The organism is Bacillus sp. SD075, from assembly GCF_017355165.1.
GTDB lineage: Bacteria > Bacillota > Bacilli > Bacillales > DSM-1321 > Peribacillus.
Genome location: NZ_JADILK010000004.1, coordinates 135,400 through 153,709 on the forward strand (window position 1 = coordinate 135,400; position 18,310 = coordinate 153,709).

Below are 18,310 nucleotides of genomic sequence, written 5' to 3' on the forward strand. Positions count from 1 at the left end.
TCCCCTATAAAAAAATCACTTATCCCCTAACTTATTCTACCATGTTAAAAGCAGTACAATCTTCTTATAAATTTCAAATTGAATAAATTTTCATATAAAAAGAGCCTTCATATCGAAAGCTCCCTTAACAACTGTTATTCACCTGGCTTTTACGGTCCGGCTCTTCTCTAGCGGGAATCGTTTCTTCTCGGTTGTATCCACCTGTGTTATTTCACCATCATGTATGGTTATTATCACGGATCCATATTGCAGTTCTTCCAAGCTTGAAATGATATGCCTGATTTTAAATTCTTCTTTCTTTTCCATAATATCTCCCCTTCACTACTGGTAATAAAGCTTCGTTTCATGACTAATGTTAAAAAGGATCGACGAAAAGCGCATGTTCGCTTCCCACTTTCATATTTTCTTGAGGAACTTGGTTTACCTATCATATCCTCATCACTTTACTTTCCGTATAAGAATAACCAGTTAATAGGAACTCCATATTCCCCTCCCCTCACTATAAAAAATAAAAGGCACCCGCCATCTAATAAATTAGATTTAAGGGTGCCTTTAGTTGACTAATCGGCAATTCAGGTGTTGCCTATGTTATAGAAAAATACGATTCAAAGCAACAAACCACATTATTCTTACCAATTAACTTGGTATTACTAATATAATCCAGATTCACCCTTTTGTCAATGTTGTATTTAAATTTTCTGATTAGTCTGCGTTTTACATTTTACTTATTTACCACTTTACCAAACTAAACTATTTGAGATATACTATTTTAGTATAAGTTGTCGGGATAAACACACACTTTGTATTTAAGAAAGGTTCGATATAAATGGGAAATAAAAAATGGGGTTTATTGATTTTGACCACATTCGTAATTGGAAATATGGTCGGCGGCGGAATTTTCATGCTCCCTGCTCAATTAGCACAAGTATCCAGTCCATTAGGGGCCACATTGGCATGGATTGTTACTGGACTGGGAGTTTTTCTAATAGCATTGGTGTTTGGTAACCTGGCTGTCCGGAAACCGGATTTGAAGGCTGGACCGCAAAGTTATGCTCAATCATTATTTAAATCACCTGCTAAAGGAAGGGTTTCAGGATATAGCATGGCTTGGGGCTATTGGGCTGCGAATTGGGCTGCGACAGCTTCAGTCATCATTTCATTTGCTGGTTACCTATCAACGTTTTTCCCGGTGATGCATAGTTCGAAAGTTATTTATACAGCGGGTTCGTTTCAACTTGAGCTAGGTAAAGCATTAACGTTTGTGGTATGTTCCATTGCCCTTTGGGGGATTCAGGCAATCTTGGTAAGAAGTTTTAACAGTGCTGGGAAAATGAATCTTTTTGCTACGGTTACCAAAGTGCTTGGATTCTTATTTTTCATCATTATCACGATTTTCATCTTCGATACTTCCAATTTAGGGAACGGAGCTGAATTTTATGATAAGACGGGATCTGCGATCTCTTTGGGTGATCAAGTAAATGCAGCTGCAATTTCAACATTATGGGCCTTCATCGGTATTGAAGCTGCCGTCATGCTTTCAAACCGTGCTAAGTCACAAAATGACGTAAAGAAAGCGACGATTCTTGGATTGCTTATCGCTGTTGCCATTTATATCGGCATTACTTTATTGACGATGGGTGCCATATCACAAGATGATTTGAAAATATCACAAAAACCACTTGTAGACGCACTGCAAGCTGTAGTTGGTTCAAGCGGCACATATTTTATGGCTGCTCTTGCCGTCATTTCCTTATTAGGATCTACAATCGGATGGATTGTCGTTGCTTCTGAGGTTCCTTACCAGGCAGCGAAATCGGATCTGTTTCCGGCCTATTTTGCGAAAGCAAACAAAAATGGAACACCCGTCCGTTCTATGACAATAACAAATATTATGACACAGATATTCTTATTCTCCACTATCTCGGGTACGATTTTGGAAGCTTATAAATTCTCGATGATCGTCGCTACACTTGCTTACTTGATCCCGTATCTTGCTTCCGTTCTGTATCAATTGAAACTAGTCATGACTGGGGAAACCTATGATGTCATGAAAGGCTCTAGAGTACGTGATGGCATCATCACCATCCTGGCTTTACTTTACTCGATCTGGGTCATCAAGACAGGTACAGCTGATATGAATACATTCATACTTGGCATTGCCTTATATGTATTCGGAATCGTCTTATACCCGCTCTGGATGAGAAAAAAATCATAACCTTAAAACACCTCGGCCTTCGCCAAGGTGTTTTTTTATATTTCCTTTATTGCCAATCTAGTTCTCAGCTTTACTGTTTCCCCTGAACTTAACTCCCTCAATCCAGTCAATTTTGCAGACAAATCCAAATTTGGAGCATTCGTTACCCATGTATATGGTTCAGGACATACGAACCCCTCCTGGTTGAACAATACCCAAAACTTAAAATGTTGATCGCCATGATAAATGACCTGTATACCAGCCTCTTGGTCAGTAAGGATGCACTCGTTTCTCAGAGCTCTTTCCTCATCATAGCCAAATAAGTCATCAAACAGCCGACCTTCCAAGTTAAACCCATTTTGGATTTCCAAAGTATTGGCCGTTTCATGAATTGTGCCAGTGGGCAATGACCTTTCATTCAACTCCCATTGTTTATTGACGGGAAGAGATATTCTGCAATCCTTTAATTGACTCCCTGTTCCAAATGGAAAATTGAATACAGTATGATAACCCGCTCCCCATGGAAAGGGTTCATTGCCCTTGTTGGTGATTTCCAATTGGATATCCAATGTTTCATCTCTTAAAGACAAAGACATATTCACAGTGATATCTTGTGGCAAGCTACCTTTTAGATCGAAATCGCTGCTTGAAAATTCAGTATTAATGACGATTTCTTTCCCGTTCACTTCCTTTTTGCAGACTTGCCACGGCTTGTCATGCAAAAAACCGTGAATGTGATTGGATTTTCCCATTTCATTGATTGGAAACTTATACGTAGTCCCCTTATATGTAAATTGACCATCTTCAATTCGATTGGGAGGGAAAAGGATTGGCATTCCATATAAAATGGGTGCTTTTTTATACTCTCCCGCACTATCCGGAGTTCGCAGCACCTCTATATCTTTATCTTTATCTTTATGCTTGTACCTAAACGAAAGCAGATTGCTTCCTAAAGATGGCGCGAGTATCGCTTCCACTTTTTCATTGCCGAACTTTATGGCCTTTTCATTTAAAAAAATGATATCTTCTATATAATAACCTGTCACTTATTCTCCCCCTTTGGCTTGAACATATATCCATCCTACTTCCACCAACCATTTTTTGCAACAAATGGAAATACATTTGATTCTAATTATTTATTTGTTTGAAATAAGTGCTGGTAATCTAAGATTTTGTTAGCTTGCTTTACTATTTTTCTATTATCCTTTTCCCTCACATCAATCGACTAACCTTAAACCTTATTAAATAAAAAAAGAATGCCTAGACGTCATCCTTTCAGAATGTAAACTCGATGAAAATCGAGCTTGTCTACATTTTTTTATGGCTTGTACAATTTGGCCCTTGATTTCAACTCCAGGCACTCGCTTTCCACGGGCGGTCCGGAAGCATCCTCGGGCTTTCGCGTGCGGGGTCTCCCTTAGACGCGCTTTTCCCTCAGTAGTCTCGAACACCCGCTCCAATCAACTTTGTTTTAACTTTAAGATAGAACCTTTTGCCTAGAGCCTTTTTTGTTTTAAAATAAACGTATTAAAACTTGAGGTGATGAGGATGATGCTTTCTAAACATGATTCTATTCAGCGAGATCAACTGGTGCCCTCGAACCATTTGGTTCAAAAAATGGAGGCTGCCATGGACTTCTCTATCATTTATGACTTAGTGAAAGAGATGTATTCTGAGGGAGGACGCCTTCGAGATGAAATAAATCAAGATCGTGAAAACCATGGCAAGAAGCCTTTTCCACCGGATAAATTTGGTAAGAAGGAAACCAAAGAAATAAATAGAAAGTACAACTGATTCTGAGAGTGGCTACTAGGTGAAAGATGAGAGAACAAAAACAGTTTGCCTATTCATTCCGCGGCCGGAGAACGCAACAATTATGTAAGAGGAACGATTGTAACACCCGGAAATACACATGATAGTCAAATCTAAGAGCCACTTGTTGAACAAGTGATTGAGAAAGTTGGAAAACTTGAAGCCGTTGCCGCAGTTGCAGCTTATAAAACACCAGAGATTACAAACTACCTTTTAACAAAGAAATCATACCGGCTTTGCCCTATGCACGTCCTCAAACAAAAGAAGGGTTCTATAGCAAGCATGAATAAGGTATACGAGGAACATTTTGATTGTTTCATTTGCCCAACGGGTGAGCTATTAACGTATTCAACAACCAATAAAGGGGGCTATCGCGAGTATAAATCTCGCAAACACATCTGTGCAACCTGCTCATCTTTATCACGGTGTACAGAAAGCAAAGTTTATCAAAAAGTGGTGGCTCGGCATATCTGGCAAACACATGTGGAAGAGGCAGATCATCTGCGTCATCATCAAGATGTAAAACCTATCTATGCGAAACGTAAAGAAACGATTGAGCGTGTATTCACAGATGCAAAAGAAAAGCATGGTATGCGTTGGACTCCTTTAAGGGGACTTAAAAAAGGGTCGATGCAGGCGATGCTTACTTTCGCTGCCATGAATGTAAAGAAGGTGGCTAATTGGACATGGCAAGGTCCATAACTGACCTAACATAGTGGGCAGCCCTAATCTCCTAACTTTAGTCGAACATTCAAAGAGGATTTCAAAAGGGGTTCGGAATTTTTAATTCCGAGCCCCTTTTGTCTACAAACTGAAAGGATGCCTAAACGGCATCCTTTTTTACTTATCTATTACTCTCACTTACTAAAGCCACTATACCTTCTTCATCATCCAAAACAAGTTCAATACCGGAGTATGGATCTTTATTCATATATTCATCCAACCATAAGCGAAGCGCTTCTATCAAGTTGATGGTAATTAACACTTGTTTTCGGCCATCGACAAAGACTTCCGCCGAAAAGCCATAATCATCATCATACATTAACTCCACTTCTACCTCATTGGGTTGAACCTGCTTTTTACGGCCAATATAAACACAAACCGCGTTAATGATATCTTGTTCGGAAATCTTTAGCCTCTCCATGGGTTTGGATCCTCTTTCTTCTTCTTATCTTTGAAATATGTGAATATTTTACGGATTACAACGATTAATGCAACAACTGCTAACACGTTGATTAATAGTCCTAGTATAGAACCAAGCGCTCCCATATTGGCGAATAGGCTACCAAAAAGTAAACCTGCCAGTCCACCTAGCATAATTCCTTTCATTAAGCCGCCCTTTGTGAATGAGTTTCCACTTTTTGTATCAGTCTTCGCTTTATTAGTAGTGGTAGCATCGGACTTCTTCGTCTCTTTATTTTGGAAATTCGAATTATTATTGTTGTTGCTGTTAAAACTTCTTTTTCCAGACTTGTAACCCCTTGCATCGACTGACTCCGAATGATCCTGGAATACATAAGTTCCGACTGGCGAGAATGCTAGTGTAATTGTAAGTAATGCAGCCATAAATTTTTTCATCATGTTTTTTTGCCTCCGTTTAATAGTATGGAATGTTGTTTCATTATATCTTTTCCCAGATTAACTGAAAGTCCACATCACCTATCCTTGTTTTATCTTATAGTATTTACGTTGAATTTCAAAATAAGTTTCACTTTTTTCGATTTTTTTCAAAAAAAATAAGCAGGGGGAATTTTCTCCCTGCTTATTAAAAAACTATTAGTTTACACGAACCACACGGCCGTTGAATTTACCTGCCCAATATCCACTTTCCATATTCGCGATTGCAACACCTGTTGAACTTTGGGAACCGATAAATTTACCGCCACCGACATAAATACCGACATGCCCATCCGTTTTATAGGTATTGAAAAACACTAAATCTCCAGGTTGTATTTGACTCTTAGAAACTTGACGTCCTGCACTTGTCAATGCACCCGTACTGGCTGGAAGGTTCACACCAGCTTGCTTATAAGCCCATGCAACGAATCCTGAACAATCGAATAAACCGTTAGCAATATCGGATGCCGTTCTTCCGCCACCAAATTTATATGTGGAGTTACCGATATATTTATAACCTGCTGTAATTGCAGAGCCAGTATTTGCACTGCTTGGCTTACTTGAAGTTTCAGGTTTACTAGCTGCAGGCTTACTAGCCTCAGGTTTACTAGCTGCTGCAGCTTTATCAGCAGAAGTGTTTTTAGATGAAGTTGAAGATGATTCACCTTTAGACGACCCAGATACTGACGATTCAGCTTTAGAAGAACTTGATGATTCTTCACTTGATGATTCTTTACTAGAAGCATTTGAAGAATTCACTTCTTCAGCAGCACGGTCAAGATCAGCTTTCTCTGATGCCTTACGTTCTTCCTCTTTTTTGATATTTTCACGAATGGAAGCTATTTGTGCTTCTAAACCGGCATCTTTATTTTCTAAAGATTGTTTAAGTGCCTCTGTTTCCGATTCTTTCTTTTCAATCTTTGCCTTCATATTGACAGTTTCAGCTTTTTGATCTTCAATTTGAGATTGCATGCCTTTAAGCTCTACTTCCATATCCTTAAGGCTTTGCAACTTTTTCTCAACGGTCGCTTGTTTTTTTTCTAAGTCAGCTTTATCCGCTTCCTGCTCGCTAAGAATCTGTTGGTCAGCTTCCACGATAGCGGCTACCGCCCCAACACGATTAACGAATTCACCAAAGCTTTTAGAACCCAAAACAACTTCTAGGTACTCAACGTCCCCGCCGCTCTCTTGGAATGAAAGGGCGCGCTCTTTCAAGACTTCCTCGCGTTTTGCGATTCTTTCTTCCAAGGCTTTAATTTCTTTCTTTAAAGAATCTATATCTTTTTCGGTGTCTTTAATTTCTTGTTTAGTCTCTTTGATTTTTTGGTCATTTTCTTTCATTGCCGATTCTATCTGGGCAATTTGGGAATTCATTTTCGTTTGTTCTTTTTTCAATTCCTGAATAACTTGTTCTGCCTCTGAAATATCTGATTGTATTCCTGTGCGTTGCGATTGAATATCCGAGATAGATTCAGCCTTTACAGACGGTATGGCAAAAGCGCTTCCTAATCCAAGCATAATTGTCGTGTTCAATACGATAAGTTTTTTCTTCAAACTCATTTCCCCTGCTTTCCTCCCCTTGCATTTCCATCGACCCACTTCTTTTTCTCTATGAAAAATCATTAGTCAAAATAAATTGCTGGGAACTCTTCTCTATTTTTTTTACTCTTTATGTAATTTTCTAAGATTGTAATTATATTAAATACATTTCTTTAACTCTACTATGTTTCCATCTAATTCGTAGTATATCATCAGATTTTGTCAAATGCGTAATAACAATATTACATTTATATTTCAATTTTAACATTAAACATAAAAATTCGACTTTTCCCTGTGATAAAACAACCAATATTTTACACAAAAACCTTCTTATTTAGATGCAAGACTTTCTATCTAGTGTTTAGCACCATGGAACCACAGACCATTGGCAGATTCAAACAGACCATTTCGAATGCATGGAAGCCCTTTTGAAACAAATTGCCGTTTATTTCCCTTACATTACATGGAAGCTCTGCTGGCATCCCCATAAAAAAACAAAAAAAACCGCTCATCAGCGGTTTTTCCGTCAATATTCGACCCATTCTTAAATTCCAGCCATATAGTCGACAAAAACCTTCATTTCTTTTGGTCGGACGAATACCCTTTCGCCCTTGCTTATTTTCAGATTCAAATATTGTTCTTTCGTCAGTTCGATTTCCAGCGGTTCGTTTGTATCCTGACGAATGACTTCTATTCGGACAATAGGGCCAATTGAATGGATATGATCAATTATGGATGAAATCGAATCCTTTTCTGATGGTACTCTTTCTATGATAAAGTTATGGGCCCTTACATAACCGGTACCCCTACCATCTTCGCTGCCCGGGGCATTCATTTCCACATTCCCAGTTACCAATTTACCTTGATGAACATTGCCTTTGAAAAGATTGACACTGCCAAGAAAATCATAAACAAAGGGGTTTTCCGGTTGATCATATACTTCTTCCGGTGTTCCAATCTGTTCAATTTTCCCTTCATTCATGATTACGACCCGATCAGCAACATCCATCGCCTCTTCCTGATCATGCGTCACGAACACACTTGTAACATTGAATTCATCATGAAGCCTTCTTAGCCAACGCCGAAGTTCTTTGCGAACCTTGGCATCCAATGCCCCGAATGGTTCATCAAGCAAAAGGATATTCGGTTCAACGGCAAGCGCCCTTGCCAATGCGACGCGCTGACGCTGGCCGCCAGATAATTGGGATGGATAACGGCCTTTATATCCTTCCAGCTTGACGAGCTGAAGCAATTCGGTAACCTTTTGTTCAATAACTTCTTTACTTGGCCTAATTTTTCTAGGACGGACCTTTAACCCATAGGCGATATTATCAAAAATGGTCATATTACGAAAAAGGGCATAATGCTGAAAGACGAAACCCACATTTCGATCTTTTACATGCTTATGCGTGTAATTCTCCTCATTGAAAAGGATCTTTCCGTTCTCTGCTTGTTCAAGGCCCGCAATGATACGCAATAATGACGTTTTTCCCGATCCAGAAGGGCCAAGAAGGGCTACCAGTTCACCGCTCTTTATTTCCAAATCGATGTTTTGGAGTGCTTGATAAGACCCGTAATATTTTGTAACATTTTCAATGATGATACTCATTTCATTCCTCCTAACTCGCTTTGGCTGATTTAAAGTCCGTTTTCCATTCTATGAAACTTTTAATGATCAAGGTTATGATTGCAAAAATGGACATCAGGGATGCAACGGCAAAAGCTGCTGAAAATTGATATTCATTGTATAAGATTTCAATATGAAGCGGCATCGTATTGGTCATGCCCCGTATATGGCCAGATACGACCGATACAGCTCCAAACTCACCGATTGTCCTTGCACTGCAAAGGATGACCCCATATAGAAGTCCCCATTTTATATTGGGAAGCGTAACATACCAAAATGTCTTAAACCCTCCCGCACCCAGCGTGAGTGACGCCTCTTCTTCAGACGTTCCCTGGCTTTGCATGAGCGGGATCAATTCGCGCGCAATGAATGGGAAGGTTATGAAAATGGAGGCGATGACAATCCCCGGTATTGAAAAAATCACTTTAATGTCAAAGGATTGCAGCAGTGGACCAAGTGTTCCATGTAAGCCAAACAGAAGGACGAAAATCAATCCAGCAATGACAGGTGAAACGGAAAAAGGCAAATCTATCAAAGTTATCAAGAAGTTTTTTCCCTTAAAATCATATTTAGTGATGGTCCACGCAGCAACTATCCCAAATATGGCATTAAGTGGCAAAGTGATGAGGACAACGATCAATGTTAATTTAATTGCAGCCAAGGCATCAGGATGTGTAATGGCCGCAAAATAAGCTTCGGTACCTTTTTCAAAGGCCTTTACAAAGATAGCGATTAATGGGACAACTAAAAATAAAGTCAGAAATAGCAATACAATGGAAATAAGAACCCACTGTATGGATTTAGGCTCTTTTGTTGCGTTTCTCGTAAGAATGACGGGGTGATTCATTTTATTAGCAACCACTGAATTATCATTTTCCATCATGTCCCCTCCTACTTCCCTGAATATCTTTTGCCGGTCCACCATTGTAAGATATTGATGGTGAACAAAATTATAAATGTAAAAATGAGCATGACGGCTGCAACAGCTGTTGCACCCTCATAATCATACTGTTCGAGTTTTGTCATGATGATCAGCGGGGAAATCTCCGTTTTAAATGGCATATTCCCGGCAATGAAGACAACGGATCCATACTCTCCAAGTGCCCTAGCAAAAGAAAGTGCAAAACCCGTCAATATCGCTGGAATCAATTCCGGGAAAATAATTTTTATGAATGTCTGCATTCGATTCGCCCCTAAAGAGGCTGATGCTTCTTCCATTCCTTTTTCGATATTTTCAAGTACCGGTTGAACCATCCGTACCACGAATGGAAGCCCTATAAATATTAGGGCGATGATGATCCCCACAGGAGTGAAAGCGACTTTAAAGCTGAAAAATTGCCCGATCCATCCATTCGGTGAGTACAAAGTGGTCAAAGTAATACCTGCCACAGCAGTCGGGAGGGCAAAAGGCAAATCGACCAATCCATCGATGACCCGTTTGCCGGGAAACTCATAACGAGTAAGCACCCAGGCAATTAACACACCAAAAACTGCGTTCACGAAGGCCGCAGTTAACGCTGTCATAAAACTCAATTTATAAGAAGCGAGAACCCTTGGTTCAGTTATGGTCGCCCAAAAATCCTGGAACCCCATTGAAAATGTGTTTAGAAAAACCATGGATAACGGGATCAAAACGATGATGGAGAGATACAGCAGCGTAAAACCCATCGTCAACCCAAAACCGGGTATGGTCCTCTTTTTCGTCTGTTTACCTTCTGTCACTGTATTCATCGCTTCGCCTCAGCCCTTTTTCTGTTTTATGAAGGAGAAGATGTTAAAGCCACCTTCCCTTTCATGATTATTGCGGTTGATAAATTTCGTCAAATGTACCACCATCATTAAAATGCTTTTCTTGGGCTTTTTTCCATCCACCAAACGTATCATCAACCGTCACCATATCGATATTGGCAAATTGGTCTTCATATTCAGCGAGAACCTTTTCATCCCTTGGACGATAGAAGTTTTTCGCGGCAATTTCCTGACCGGCATCCGTATATAGGTATTCCAGGTAGGCTTCAGCCACTTCCTTTGTTCCTTTTTTCGCGACCACTTCATCGACAACAGCTACTGGTGGCTCTGCTAATATACTGATTGAAGGATTGACGATTTCATATTTGTCATCACCGAATTCTTCTAGAGTTAAATAGGCTTCATTCTCCCAAGCGATAAGTACGTCACCAATTCCCCTTTCTACAAAAGTGGTGGTTGCACCGCGTGCCCCTGAGTCCAGGACCTCAACATTCTGATAAAGTTTTTTCATGAAATCCTTCACTTTTGTTTCATCATTATCGAAATTCTTCTCTGCATAAGCCCAGGCAGCCAGGTAATTCCACCTTGCCCCTCCGCTTGTCTTTGGATTTGGTGTAATGACGGATACATCCTTTTTAATGAGATCATTCCAATCTTTAATGCCTTTAGGGTTATCTTTTTTTACCAAAAACACAATGGTTGATGTGTATGGTGTCGAGTTTTCCGGTAACCGTTTCTGCCAATCCTTCGCCAACAGGTTACTAGCTTCATATATGGCATCTATATCATAAGCCAATGCCAATGTAACGACATCCGCCTCCAATCCATCAATGACTGCCCTGCCCTGTTTACCAGATCCGCCATGGGATTGTTGAATCTTTACATCCTGACCCGATTCTTCTTTCCAGTGCTTCACGAACGCTTCATTGAATTCCTGGTACAATTCGCGTGTCGGGTCATATGACACATTCAATAGCTCGACTGATTTTGATTTTTCGTCCCCTTCCGTTTTTTCCGAGTTGCATCCTGCGAGTAAACCGAATGCTAATGTCAAACTTGTCAAGATCATCAACTTTTTCATGGAATCCCCCCTGTTTTTTTCAACAAAAAAAGCACACTACTTCCCTTTTGATTTTTTTCAAGGAGATAGTATGCCTTCAGTTCTCTGATCAGCAAATATTCTGAATTTACGTATCATTAACATAAAGCAAAGTATACCAAGTTGTCAACTGCGTTTTGTTAATAAACAGATCCTTTTTTTAAACTCATTCACGAAAAGCAGATTAAAGAATTTCCTAAACGAAAGAACTCGATCCAACGGTGGGATCGAGCCCAACACTTACGAATTTGGTCCTTTTTTATACAGCTCTTTGTCCACGATATACTGATAACACTGATCAGGCAGTAAATATCTTGGTTCCCCGCCCATCGCGAATTCATCCCTTATATATGTAGAACTGATTTCCATGGATAGGCCTTTATCAATAAGGTGAAATGTATTGCCATCATCATAATTCCTTAACAACGGACTTTTGGATATGATTTTCAGCATATCTATCCCATCCCGTGCCATGATGATGAATTTATGATTGGCAATCAATTTTTCCCTGAATTTCCATCGCAAGTGTACCGGTAACTCCTGATTATCAATATCTTCAAGTAAATCTGCACCCATTATGAAATAAACTTCGTCCCTTGGAAATCGTGCTTTAAAATATTCCATCGTATACCAAGTATATTGTTTACTCGTTCCGGCGCGCTCATTAATTTCATAATCACTAACTTCGAATAACGGGTTTCCCCCAATTGCCAGCTTGAGCATTTCCCAACGGTGTTCATTGCTCGTTTTCATCTGTTTATCGATACGGCCATTTGCGCAAGGCAAAAAAATCACCTTATCTAGCTTAGCACGATGTGCAATGGTGGATGCTGTCCATAAATGCACATTCGTGACCGGATCGAAGGAAGATCCATAAACTCCAATTTTGCCCATCCTTTTGTCCCCCTCATCAGCCCATCTTTTTCAAAACGCCCTGTCCGACTCCTCTCCCCATCTTCTAATGCAAGCGGCAATGCAGCCAAATCGTACAGCCGAGGCTCCCAAGAACCAGCCCTTCGAGGACATGAATCACACAGCCTGACAGTGCCTATCGGTCAGGCAATTCTTTTCTGCCGAGATAGTCAACGGAAGGTAAATCGGGACCAACCACCCCTTTATTTCAAGGAAGGTGCTAAATTGGTGCAACCGGTGGAATCCATTCAGGAAAACAACTGAGGTCCTTCCATTGACCTGTTGCCGGCAACAGCCACCGGACCCCTATCAATAAGATGCCTTCAAAAACCTTAATGCCGTTCCTTCCAACTTCTTCCACCTTTACTACAGTAGAAGTGCCCTAATATACATCAAGATCAAGTTCGATGATTTTTTCGATTTCCTTCAAAATGATAGGGAGAATCGATATGAGTTCCTAAATGGTACTCATCCGGATTTCCCTACATGGACAGATGACCCCTCGGCCATTGATGAATTCAGCGATTGCGCATCTCCTGGGCAACATGACGCATTTTCATTATGCGCTAAGAAATATCCAACCATTGATTCATGGTATTCACTCCTTCAGTCAAAGCTTAGAGTTTGGTCCTTAATGTCCAAAGCTCAGGAAAAAATGGCTGTTCGACCACTTTCTTCAAATAACTTACACCGGACGATCCGCCAGTTCCCTTTTTATTACCGATGATCCGTTCTACGGCGCTCATATGATTGAATCTCCATAATTGTTGTTGACTCCCAATATCAACGAGTTTTTCGGCCAACTCATACAAATCCCAGTATTTATGCACATCACGGTAAACTGTCAGCCACGCGTTTTCAACACTTGCATTTTCCTGATAAATGACAGACCAATCCCTGTTCAAGACCGATTGATCAATGGGAAGCCCTCTTGCAGCCATAGCCCCTATAGCCGCATCATAAATACTAGGTTTATTCAAGGCTGCCATCATCGACTCATAAAGCACGGGCTGATGACGGAAAACGGCCAATATTTGCGAATTCTTTTGACCCATTGCAAATTCTATCAACCTGTTCTGAAATGATTGAAACCCTGAAGAGTTTCCTAGTTTCTCCCGGAATTCCATATAATCGGATGGCGTTAAGGTCGATAGCACATTCCAGGATTGAATAAGTTGCTGTTGGATCCTGGCCACTCTGGATAGCATCTTAAAGGAAGGCTCCAAACGTCCTGCCTCAATATGATCTGTTGCCGCAGTCAATTCATGGAGGATCAATTTCATCCATAATTCACTAGTTTGGTGAATGATTATGAACAGCATTTCATCGTGATGGCCTGAAAGCCGATGCTGACTTGATAATATTTGATTTAAATGCAGGTAGTCCCCATAAGACATATCTTTTTCAAAATCAGTTACCATACTTTCTTCCAAACGATGTCCATCTCTTGGTCCCTTATCCATACTATCCCTCTTTCCCTTTACATTCTTTTGATTTTCGACATCAATAAATAAACGATGCAAAGAAAGATCAGCCAAGGAACACCGAAATGGAGCACGATTTTAAACGGGCCAGTGAACCAGGTAGATACCGTCAAAGCTAACAAAAGAAAGGCACCAAGAATCGTTAGATATGGAAATCCATACATTTTAACCGGTAATTTGCGGCCACCTGATTTCTCCCACCTCTTCCTGAAATATAAATGGGAAATGAACACCATGAACCAGGTTAAAATGGCTCCGAACATCGATATTCCCATCATGAATGCATATGAAGTATCAGGAAGCAGGACCTTTACTCCCGCAGCAAGAAAAATGCCCAAAGTGGATATGAGAAGGGCTCTTACCGGGACTCCTTTCCTGCTCAATTTTTGAAATAGGGCTGGGGCCTGCTGTTGCTCTGATAATGAATAGATCATTCTGGTGGAGGCATATAATTGACTATTCATTGCAGATAAAGCAGCGGTTAGAATAATGAAATTCATTATCCCTGATGCCCCGGGTATATTCAGGGTTTCCATTACCCTAACAAATGGGCTTTTATCAATACCAGCCGATTGCCAGGGAACAATCATTAACATGATCCCGATTGTCAATACATAAAAAGTGGCAAGCCTGAAGACAGTAGCCTTCAAAGCTTTAGGGACTGCTATATCCGGGTCCTTCGCTTCCCCCGCCGTCACAGCAATCAACTCAGTCCCTAAAAAGCTGAAGAGCGAAATGAATATGGCGACCCAGAGCCCCCAAAATCCGAAAGGCATAAACCCTCCATCATTGGCATAGTTCTCCACACCGATCCCGCTTGAAGGTTCGGCGCCAATCACCACGTAGGCGCCCAGTAGAAGGAATATGACAATGGCGCTGATTTTAATCATTGAAAATACATACTCAAAATTCCCGAATGTATTGACACTCGTCGCATTTACATAGATTAGCAGTGCAGCAAAAAGGAAAATCCAAACGCTTCCAGGTACATCCGGGAACCAATATTTCATATATACAGCGATGGCACTCACTTCGACACCAATGGCAAGGACATTCGCTATCCAATATGAATACCTCACAACAAAACCCGCAAATGGACTTATATATTTTTCAGCAATGGTCCCAAAGGATCCCGATGTTGGATAGGCTACAGTCATTTCCGCCAAACAACCCATCAGTAGAAGGACAATGAATGCACCAATTGCATAGCTGATAAGTACACTTGGACCTGCCGTAGAAATTGCAAGGCCGCTGCCCAAAAATAATCCGGTTCCAATTGCACATCCCATGGCAATCATTGTGATTTGATTCGATGATAATTCACGATGCAGCTTATTTTTCTCCATATGTTGCTCCCTTTCTAGGCAATGATTCCCCTTTTATTTTCATAGTTTTCATATAATCTGCCGTCCATGATCTTTTTGAGTACCTCTACCGCTTCATAGACTTCCTGAAAAGAGGTATAAAGGGCAACAGGTGCTAAACGAATCATATTCGGTTCACGATAATCGGGTATGATGCCCTCTTGTTTCAATGCTTTACATATTCTCGCAGCTTCTGGATGTTCAAGGATGATATGGCCGCCCCTTCTTGATTCATGCCTTGGGCTCCCAATTTCAAATCCATATCCCGTCAATTCCGTTTCTAATAAATCCATAAGGTATTGAGTCAGCCTCAATGATTTCTTCCGAACTTGTTCTATCCCCGCTTCCGCAAACATTTCAAGCGAGCCTAAAAGGGGAGCCATGCTTAATATATGGGGAGTTCCTATTTGGAAGGCCCCTGCCGAATTTGCCTGCTTAAAGGAATGTTCCATACCGAACTGCTTATCTTTCCTCGAGCCAAACCACCCAGCCAACCCGGGCAGCCTTGCAAAATGCTTACGGTTCACATACAACCCCGCTACACACCCCGGTCCGCCATTCAAATGCTTATAATTACACCAAAATGCGAAATCCACTTCCCAGTTGTCAAACCAATGCGGAACAGCACCCACGGAATGACAGGCATCGAATCCTATCATGATTCCACGCGCATGCGCTTCCTTTGTTAACCTCTCCATATCAAGGATCTGACCGCTTCGATATAAAACCGTCGGAAGTACAATCAAAGCTATTTCCTCGTTCATCTCAGCAATGATGTCATCTTCTTCAAGGAATTTACCATCTCGGCTTTTCACCTGAACCAAGTGTCCCGAAGGATCAAGCCCATGCAATTGGAGCTGGCTTTGAAGTGCATAGATATCACTCGGGAAGGTTAGTTCATCCGCCAAAATCTTATTCCTGCCAGCTCTCGGTTCAAAAAAAGTGGCGGCAAGCTGATGCAGATTAGCTGTAGTTGACCCACCCATTATCACTTCATCCCCAACAGCACCTACCAATGGAGCACTCAATTCACCCAATCTCTCAGAAAAGTAAAACCAGGGCTCGGCACCCTTCGTCCAGCCATCTATCCCATACTTTTTCCAATCTTCCAATGACTTCATTAAACTTTCCTCAGCCCGCTTCGATAAAAGTCCCAATGAGTTTCCATCCATATAAATTATCCCGTGGTTCAAGTAGAACTCCTCTCTGTAAGAAACTAATGGATCTTCCTGATCCAAAGTTTTCGCATACTCTTTCGTTGACATGAAATTATTGATATCCACGTTCTCCCCGCTTTCTTCCAATCCACTATTATTCACTTGTAAATCCCTACCCCTTCCCATGCCAACCTTATCATTCTGTCAGGATCTTTTTCAATATAATCCTTTTTATCAAAAATCATTGTGTAGTGGTTGGTTTCATCATATTTCGGCCAAATTTCACCTTCCGGGGGATTGGGGTTTCCATGTTTCGCGAAGTTGACCCAATGCCCCTGCATTCTATGGGATACCTTTAGGGCAGCTGGCCTTGAACCATATGAAGTAATCCGTTTCCCAAATGCCGAGTCGAAAGTTTGGAAGGTAAAAGGGATTTCCATACCATGCGTCGCCCCTAATTTACTTATGCGCATTGCCACCGTTTTATAATCAAAACGGTACATCCAAGTTTTTTCAAAGCGGCTGTATGCCTCCGCATACCAGACCGAGGGAATATGGAAAGTCGCATCACGGCCAATGCCAAGCACTGCTTCCTTTTCTGGGAAGTTTGTATAAGCATTCGTAATTCGCTCTTTCGCCTCTGGATCAGTATTTTCGAACATTTTATGAATCATCGTCGCATTAGTTGGGATTAACGGGGGTTCCATCTGGTCGAATAATGTCGCTTCGTCCCTATTTGTTCCTATAAGCAAAGAGATACCCTTTTCTTTTCCGGATCGAATCGAATCTAGTGGATAATCGGGCAGGAAGTCACCATCTACGACAGGCCCAAATGATAGTGAGCCCGGCAGTGCTTGTGAATTTTCCCGTAAAAGTTGGTAGGAGGCTGCGACAATCTCTTGAACTGGAAGTGTTTTTAACCGGTGGATTTCATTCTTTCCAATGCCCAATATGCCAAGGAACCTTTCACTGAATTGGCGCGCAAATCCTTTTCCGTAAACAGATGTCGGAGCAGGACTTTCTGCAATGGCCTGCTTAAAAAGACCTCTCGCTGAAGGAACAGTAAGTAAAGTCGTCACCGCATTACCTCCAGCTGATTCTCCAAATATCGTAACATTTTCAGGGTCGCCTCCAAACGCATCTATATTCTCTTTCACCCATTTCAGAGACGCAACTTGATCACGTAAACCTAAATTGGTTTCAAATATCTCCCCATCACCTGCCAACTCGGTAAAATCCAGATACCCCAGTGCCCCCAGCCTATAATTGATGCTTACTACGACTACATCACCATTCTTAGCCAGTAAATGTCCATTGTACATATCAAGGGATCCAGCTCCCGTTATATATGCTCCTCCAGGAATCCAGACCATGACCGGGCGTTTTTTATCATCAGCTCTAGGTGACCAAATATTCAGGAACAGGCAATCCTCATCCATTTTTTCAATCCCTGCCATTCCTGTTCTTACCGCCCGATCCATCGGCTGCGGGGGAATGGGACCAAAATCCACTGCATCCATGACACCGCCCCAATTATCAACTGGTTCCGGTGAGCGGAAACGCAGAGCCTCAATCGGCGCTTTCGCATACCTGACTCCCCGCCAAACGCATATATCGTTTTCCATTGTACCTTGGAGATGTCCTTTTGCCGTCGTTACTATTGATCCAATCATTCCTTTTCACCTCTTCATATAGTAGTAGATACTTAAGTTCTTCTTTTTCCATTCCCTTATATCCTTCATCTTATCGAAAAAAG

General features: G+C 41.2%; 15 protein-coding genes and 1 pseudogene. 2 read left to right on the forward strand and 14 right to left on the reverse strand.

The annotated features are described in order from the left end of the window. Positions 1-138: 138 nt before the first annotated feature. A complete protein-coding gene (locus tag IOC57_RS05195) occupies positions 139-306 on the reverse strand; it encodes a YezD family protein (RefSeq protein ID WP_207437710.1) in 168 nt (55 codons plus the stop codon). A gap of 520 nt (positions 307-826) precedes the next feature. Between IOC57_RS05195 and IOC57_RS05200 the strand changes: the two genes are divergently transcribed. Further along, positions 827-2,215, forward strand: a complete 1,389-nt coding sequence (locus tag IOC57_RS05200) for an amino acid permease (protein WP_207437711.1) — start codon at positions 827-829, stop codon at positions 2,213-2,215. Between the two features lie 35 nt (positions 2,216-2,250). Here IOC57_RS05200 and IOC57_RS05205 read toward each other — a convergent pair whose 3' ends face one another. Beyond that, the gene (locus IOC57_RS05205) at positions 2,251-3,240 is read right to left on the reverse strand and encodes an aldose 1-epimerase (protein WP_207437712.1); all 990 of its coding nucleotides are present in this window, start codon (positions 3,238-3,240) and stop codon (positions 2,251-2,253) included. 646 nt (positions 3,241-3,886) lie between these two features. Between IOC57_RS05205 and IOC57_RS05210 the strand changes: the two are divergent. Continuing rightward, positions 3,887-4,708 (forward strand): annotated as a pseudogene (locus IOC57_RS05210) (transposase); the annotation flags it as partial. 142 nt (positions 4,709-4,850) lie between these two features. On the opposite strand, the gene IOC57_RS05215 reads toward IOC57_RS05210, so the two are convergent. The 12 genes from IOC57_RS05215 to IOC57_RS05270 form a co-directional block, all read right to left on the reverse strand. After that, positions 4,851-5,150 carry a YxcD family protein gene (locus IOC57_RS05215; protein ID WP_207437713.1) on the reverse strand — a complete coding sequence of 100 codons (300 nt, stop codon included), beginning with the start codon at positions 5,148-5,150 and terminating at the stop codon, positions 4,851-4,853. Beyond that, entirely contained in the window at positions 5,138-5,584 is a 447-nt protein-coding gene (locus tag IOC57_RS05220; protein WP_207437788.1) for a hypothetical protein, read from the reverse strand. The genes IOC57_RS05215 and IOC57_RS05220 overlap by 13 nt, the downstream gene beginning before the upstream one ends. A 198-nt stretch (positions 5,585-5,782) precedes the next feature. Further along, the gene (locus IOC57_RS05225) at positions 5,783-7,183 is read right to left on the reverse strand and encodes a C40 family peptidase (RefSeq protein WP_309487666.1); all 1,401 of its coding nucleotides are present in this window, start codon (positions 7,181-7,183) and stop codon (positions 5,783-5,785) included. 523 nt (positions 7,184-7,706) lie between these two features. Continuing rightward, on the reverse strand, positions 7,707-8,771 hold the full coding sequence (locus IOC57_RS05230; RefSeq protein ID WP_207437715.1) for a sulfate/molybdate ABC transporter ATP-binding protein: 1,065 nt from the start codon (positions 8,769-8,771) through the stop codon (positions 7,707-7,709). Positions 8,772-8,781: 10 nt separating this feature from the next. Further along, positions 8,782-9,636: a sulfate ABC transporter permease subunit CysW gene (gene cysW / locus IOC57_RS05235; RefSeq protein WP_286184553.1), complete on the reverse strand. Its 855-nt coding sequence runs from the start codon at positions 9,634-9,636 to the stop codon at positions 8,782-8,784. Positions 9,637-9,680: 44 nt separating this feature from the next. Continuing rightward, on the reverse strand, positions 9,681-10,520 hold the full coding sequence (cysT, locus tag IOC57_RS05240) for a sulfate ABC transporter permease subunit CysT (RefSeq protein WP_207437717.1): 840 nt from the start codon (positions 10,518-10,520) through the stop codon (positions 9,681-9,683). A 67-nt stretch (positions 10,521-10,587) separates the two neighbouring features. Then, positions 10,588-11,619 carry a sulfate ABC transporter substrate-binding protein gene (locus tag IOC57_RS05245; RefSeq protein ID WP_207437718.1) on the reverse strand — a complete coding sequence of 344 codons (1,032 nt, stop codon included), beginning with the start codon at positions 11,617-11,619 and terminating at the stop codon, positions 10,588-10,590. Positions 11,620-11,877: 258 nt separating this feature from the next. Next, positions 11,878-12,531: a nicotinate (nicotinamide) nucleotide adenylyltransferase gene (gene nadD / locus IOC57_RS05250; RefSeq protein ID WP_207437719.1), complete on the reverse strand. Its 654-nt coding sequence runs from the start codon at positions 12,529-12,531 to the stop codon at positions 11,878-11,880. 635 nt (positions 12,532-13,166) lie between these two features. Continuing rightward, complete coding sequence (kynA, locus tag IOC57_RS05255; RefSeq protein ID WP_207437720.1) at positions 13,167-14,012, reverse strand: tryptophan 2,3-dioxygenase; 846 nt, start codon at positions 14,010-14,012, stop codon at positions 13,167-13,169. A gap of 17 nt (positions 14,013-14,029) precedes the next feature. Continuing rightward, positions 14,030-15,379, reverse strand: a complete 1,350-nt coding sequence (locus IOC57_RS05260) for an amino acid permease (protein ID WP_207437721.1) — start codon at positions 15,377-15,379, stop codon at positions 14,030-14,032. Between the two features lie 14 nt (positions 15,380-15,393). Then, positions 15,394-16,662 (reverse strand): kynureninase, encoded by a 1,269-nt coding sequence (gene kynU, locus IOC57_RS05265; RefSeq protein ID WP_207437789.1) that lies wholly within the window; start codon positions 16,660-16,662, stop codon positions 15,394-15,396. 50 nt (positions 16,663-16,712) lie between these two features. Next, positions 16,713-18,227, reverse strand: coding sequence for a carboxylesterase/lipase family protein (locus IOC57_RS05270; RefSeq protein WP_207437722.1), 1,515 nt, complete (start codon positions 18,225-18,227; stop codon positions 16,713-16,715). Positions 18,228-18,310 lie beyond the last annotated feature (83 nt).

Bases quoted from the DNA above. Each gene is read 5' to 3' on its own strand.
- IOC57_RS05195 (WP_207437710.1), bottom strand. From the start codon at position 306: ATGGAAAAGAAAGAAGAATTTAAAATCAGGCATATCATTTCAAGCTTG.
- IOC57_RS05200 (WP_207437711.1), top strand. From the start codon at position 827: ATGGGAAATAAAAAATGGGGTTTATTGATTTTGACCACATTCGTAATT.
- IOC57_RS05215 (WP_207437713.1), bottom strand. From the start codon at position 5,150: ATGGAGAGGCTAAAGATTTCCGAACAAGATATCATTAACGCGGTTTGT.
- IOC57_RS05220 (WP_207437788.1), bottom strand. From the start codon at position 5,584: ATGAAAAAATTTATGGCTGCATTACTTACAATTACACTAGCATTCTCG.
- IOC57_RS05225 (WP_309487666.1), bottom strand. From the start codon at position 7,183: ATGAGTTTGAAGAAAAAACTTATCGTATTGAACACGACAATTATGCTT.
- IOC57_RS05230 (WP_207437715.1), bottom strand. From the start codon at position 8,771: ATGAGTATCATCATTGAAAATGTTACAAAATATTACGGGTCTTATCAA.
- cysW (WP_286184553.1), bottom strand. From the start codon at position 9,636: ATGAATCACCCCGTCATTCTTACGAGAAACGCAACAAAAGAGCCTAAA.
- cysT (WP_207437717.1), bottom strand. From the start codon at position 10,520: ATGAATACAGTGACAGAAGGTAAACAGACGAAAAAGAGGACCATACCC.
- IOC57_RS05245 (WP_207437718.1), bottom strand. From the start codon at position 11,619: ATGAAAAAGTTGATGATCTTGACAAGTTTGACATTAGCATTCGGTTTA.
- nadD (WP_207437719.1), bottom strand. From the start codon at position 12,531: ATGGGCAAAATTGGAGTTTATGGATCTTCCTTCGATCCGGTCACGAAT.
- kynA (WP_207437720.1), bottom strand. From the start codon at position 14,012: ATGGATAAGGGACCAAGAGATGGACATCGTTTGGAAGAAAGTATGGTA.
- IOC57_RS05260 (WP_207437721.1), bottom strand. From the start codon at position 15,379: ATGGAGAAAAATAAGCTGCATCGTGAATTATCATCGAATCAAATCACA.
- kynU (WP_207437789.1), bottom strand. From the start codon at position 16,662: ATGTCAACGAAAGAGTATGCGAAAACTTTGGATCAGGAAGATCCATTA.
- IOC57_RS05270 (WP_207437722.1), bottom strand. From the start codon at position 18,227: ATGATTGGATCAATAGTAACGACGGCAAAAGGACATCTCCAAGGTACA.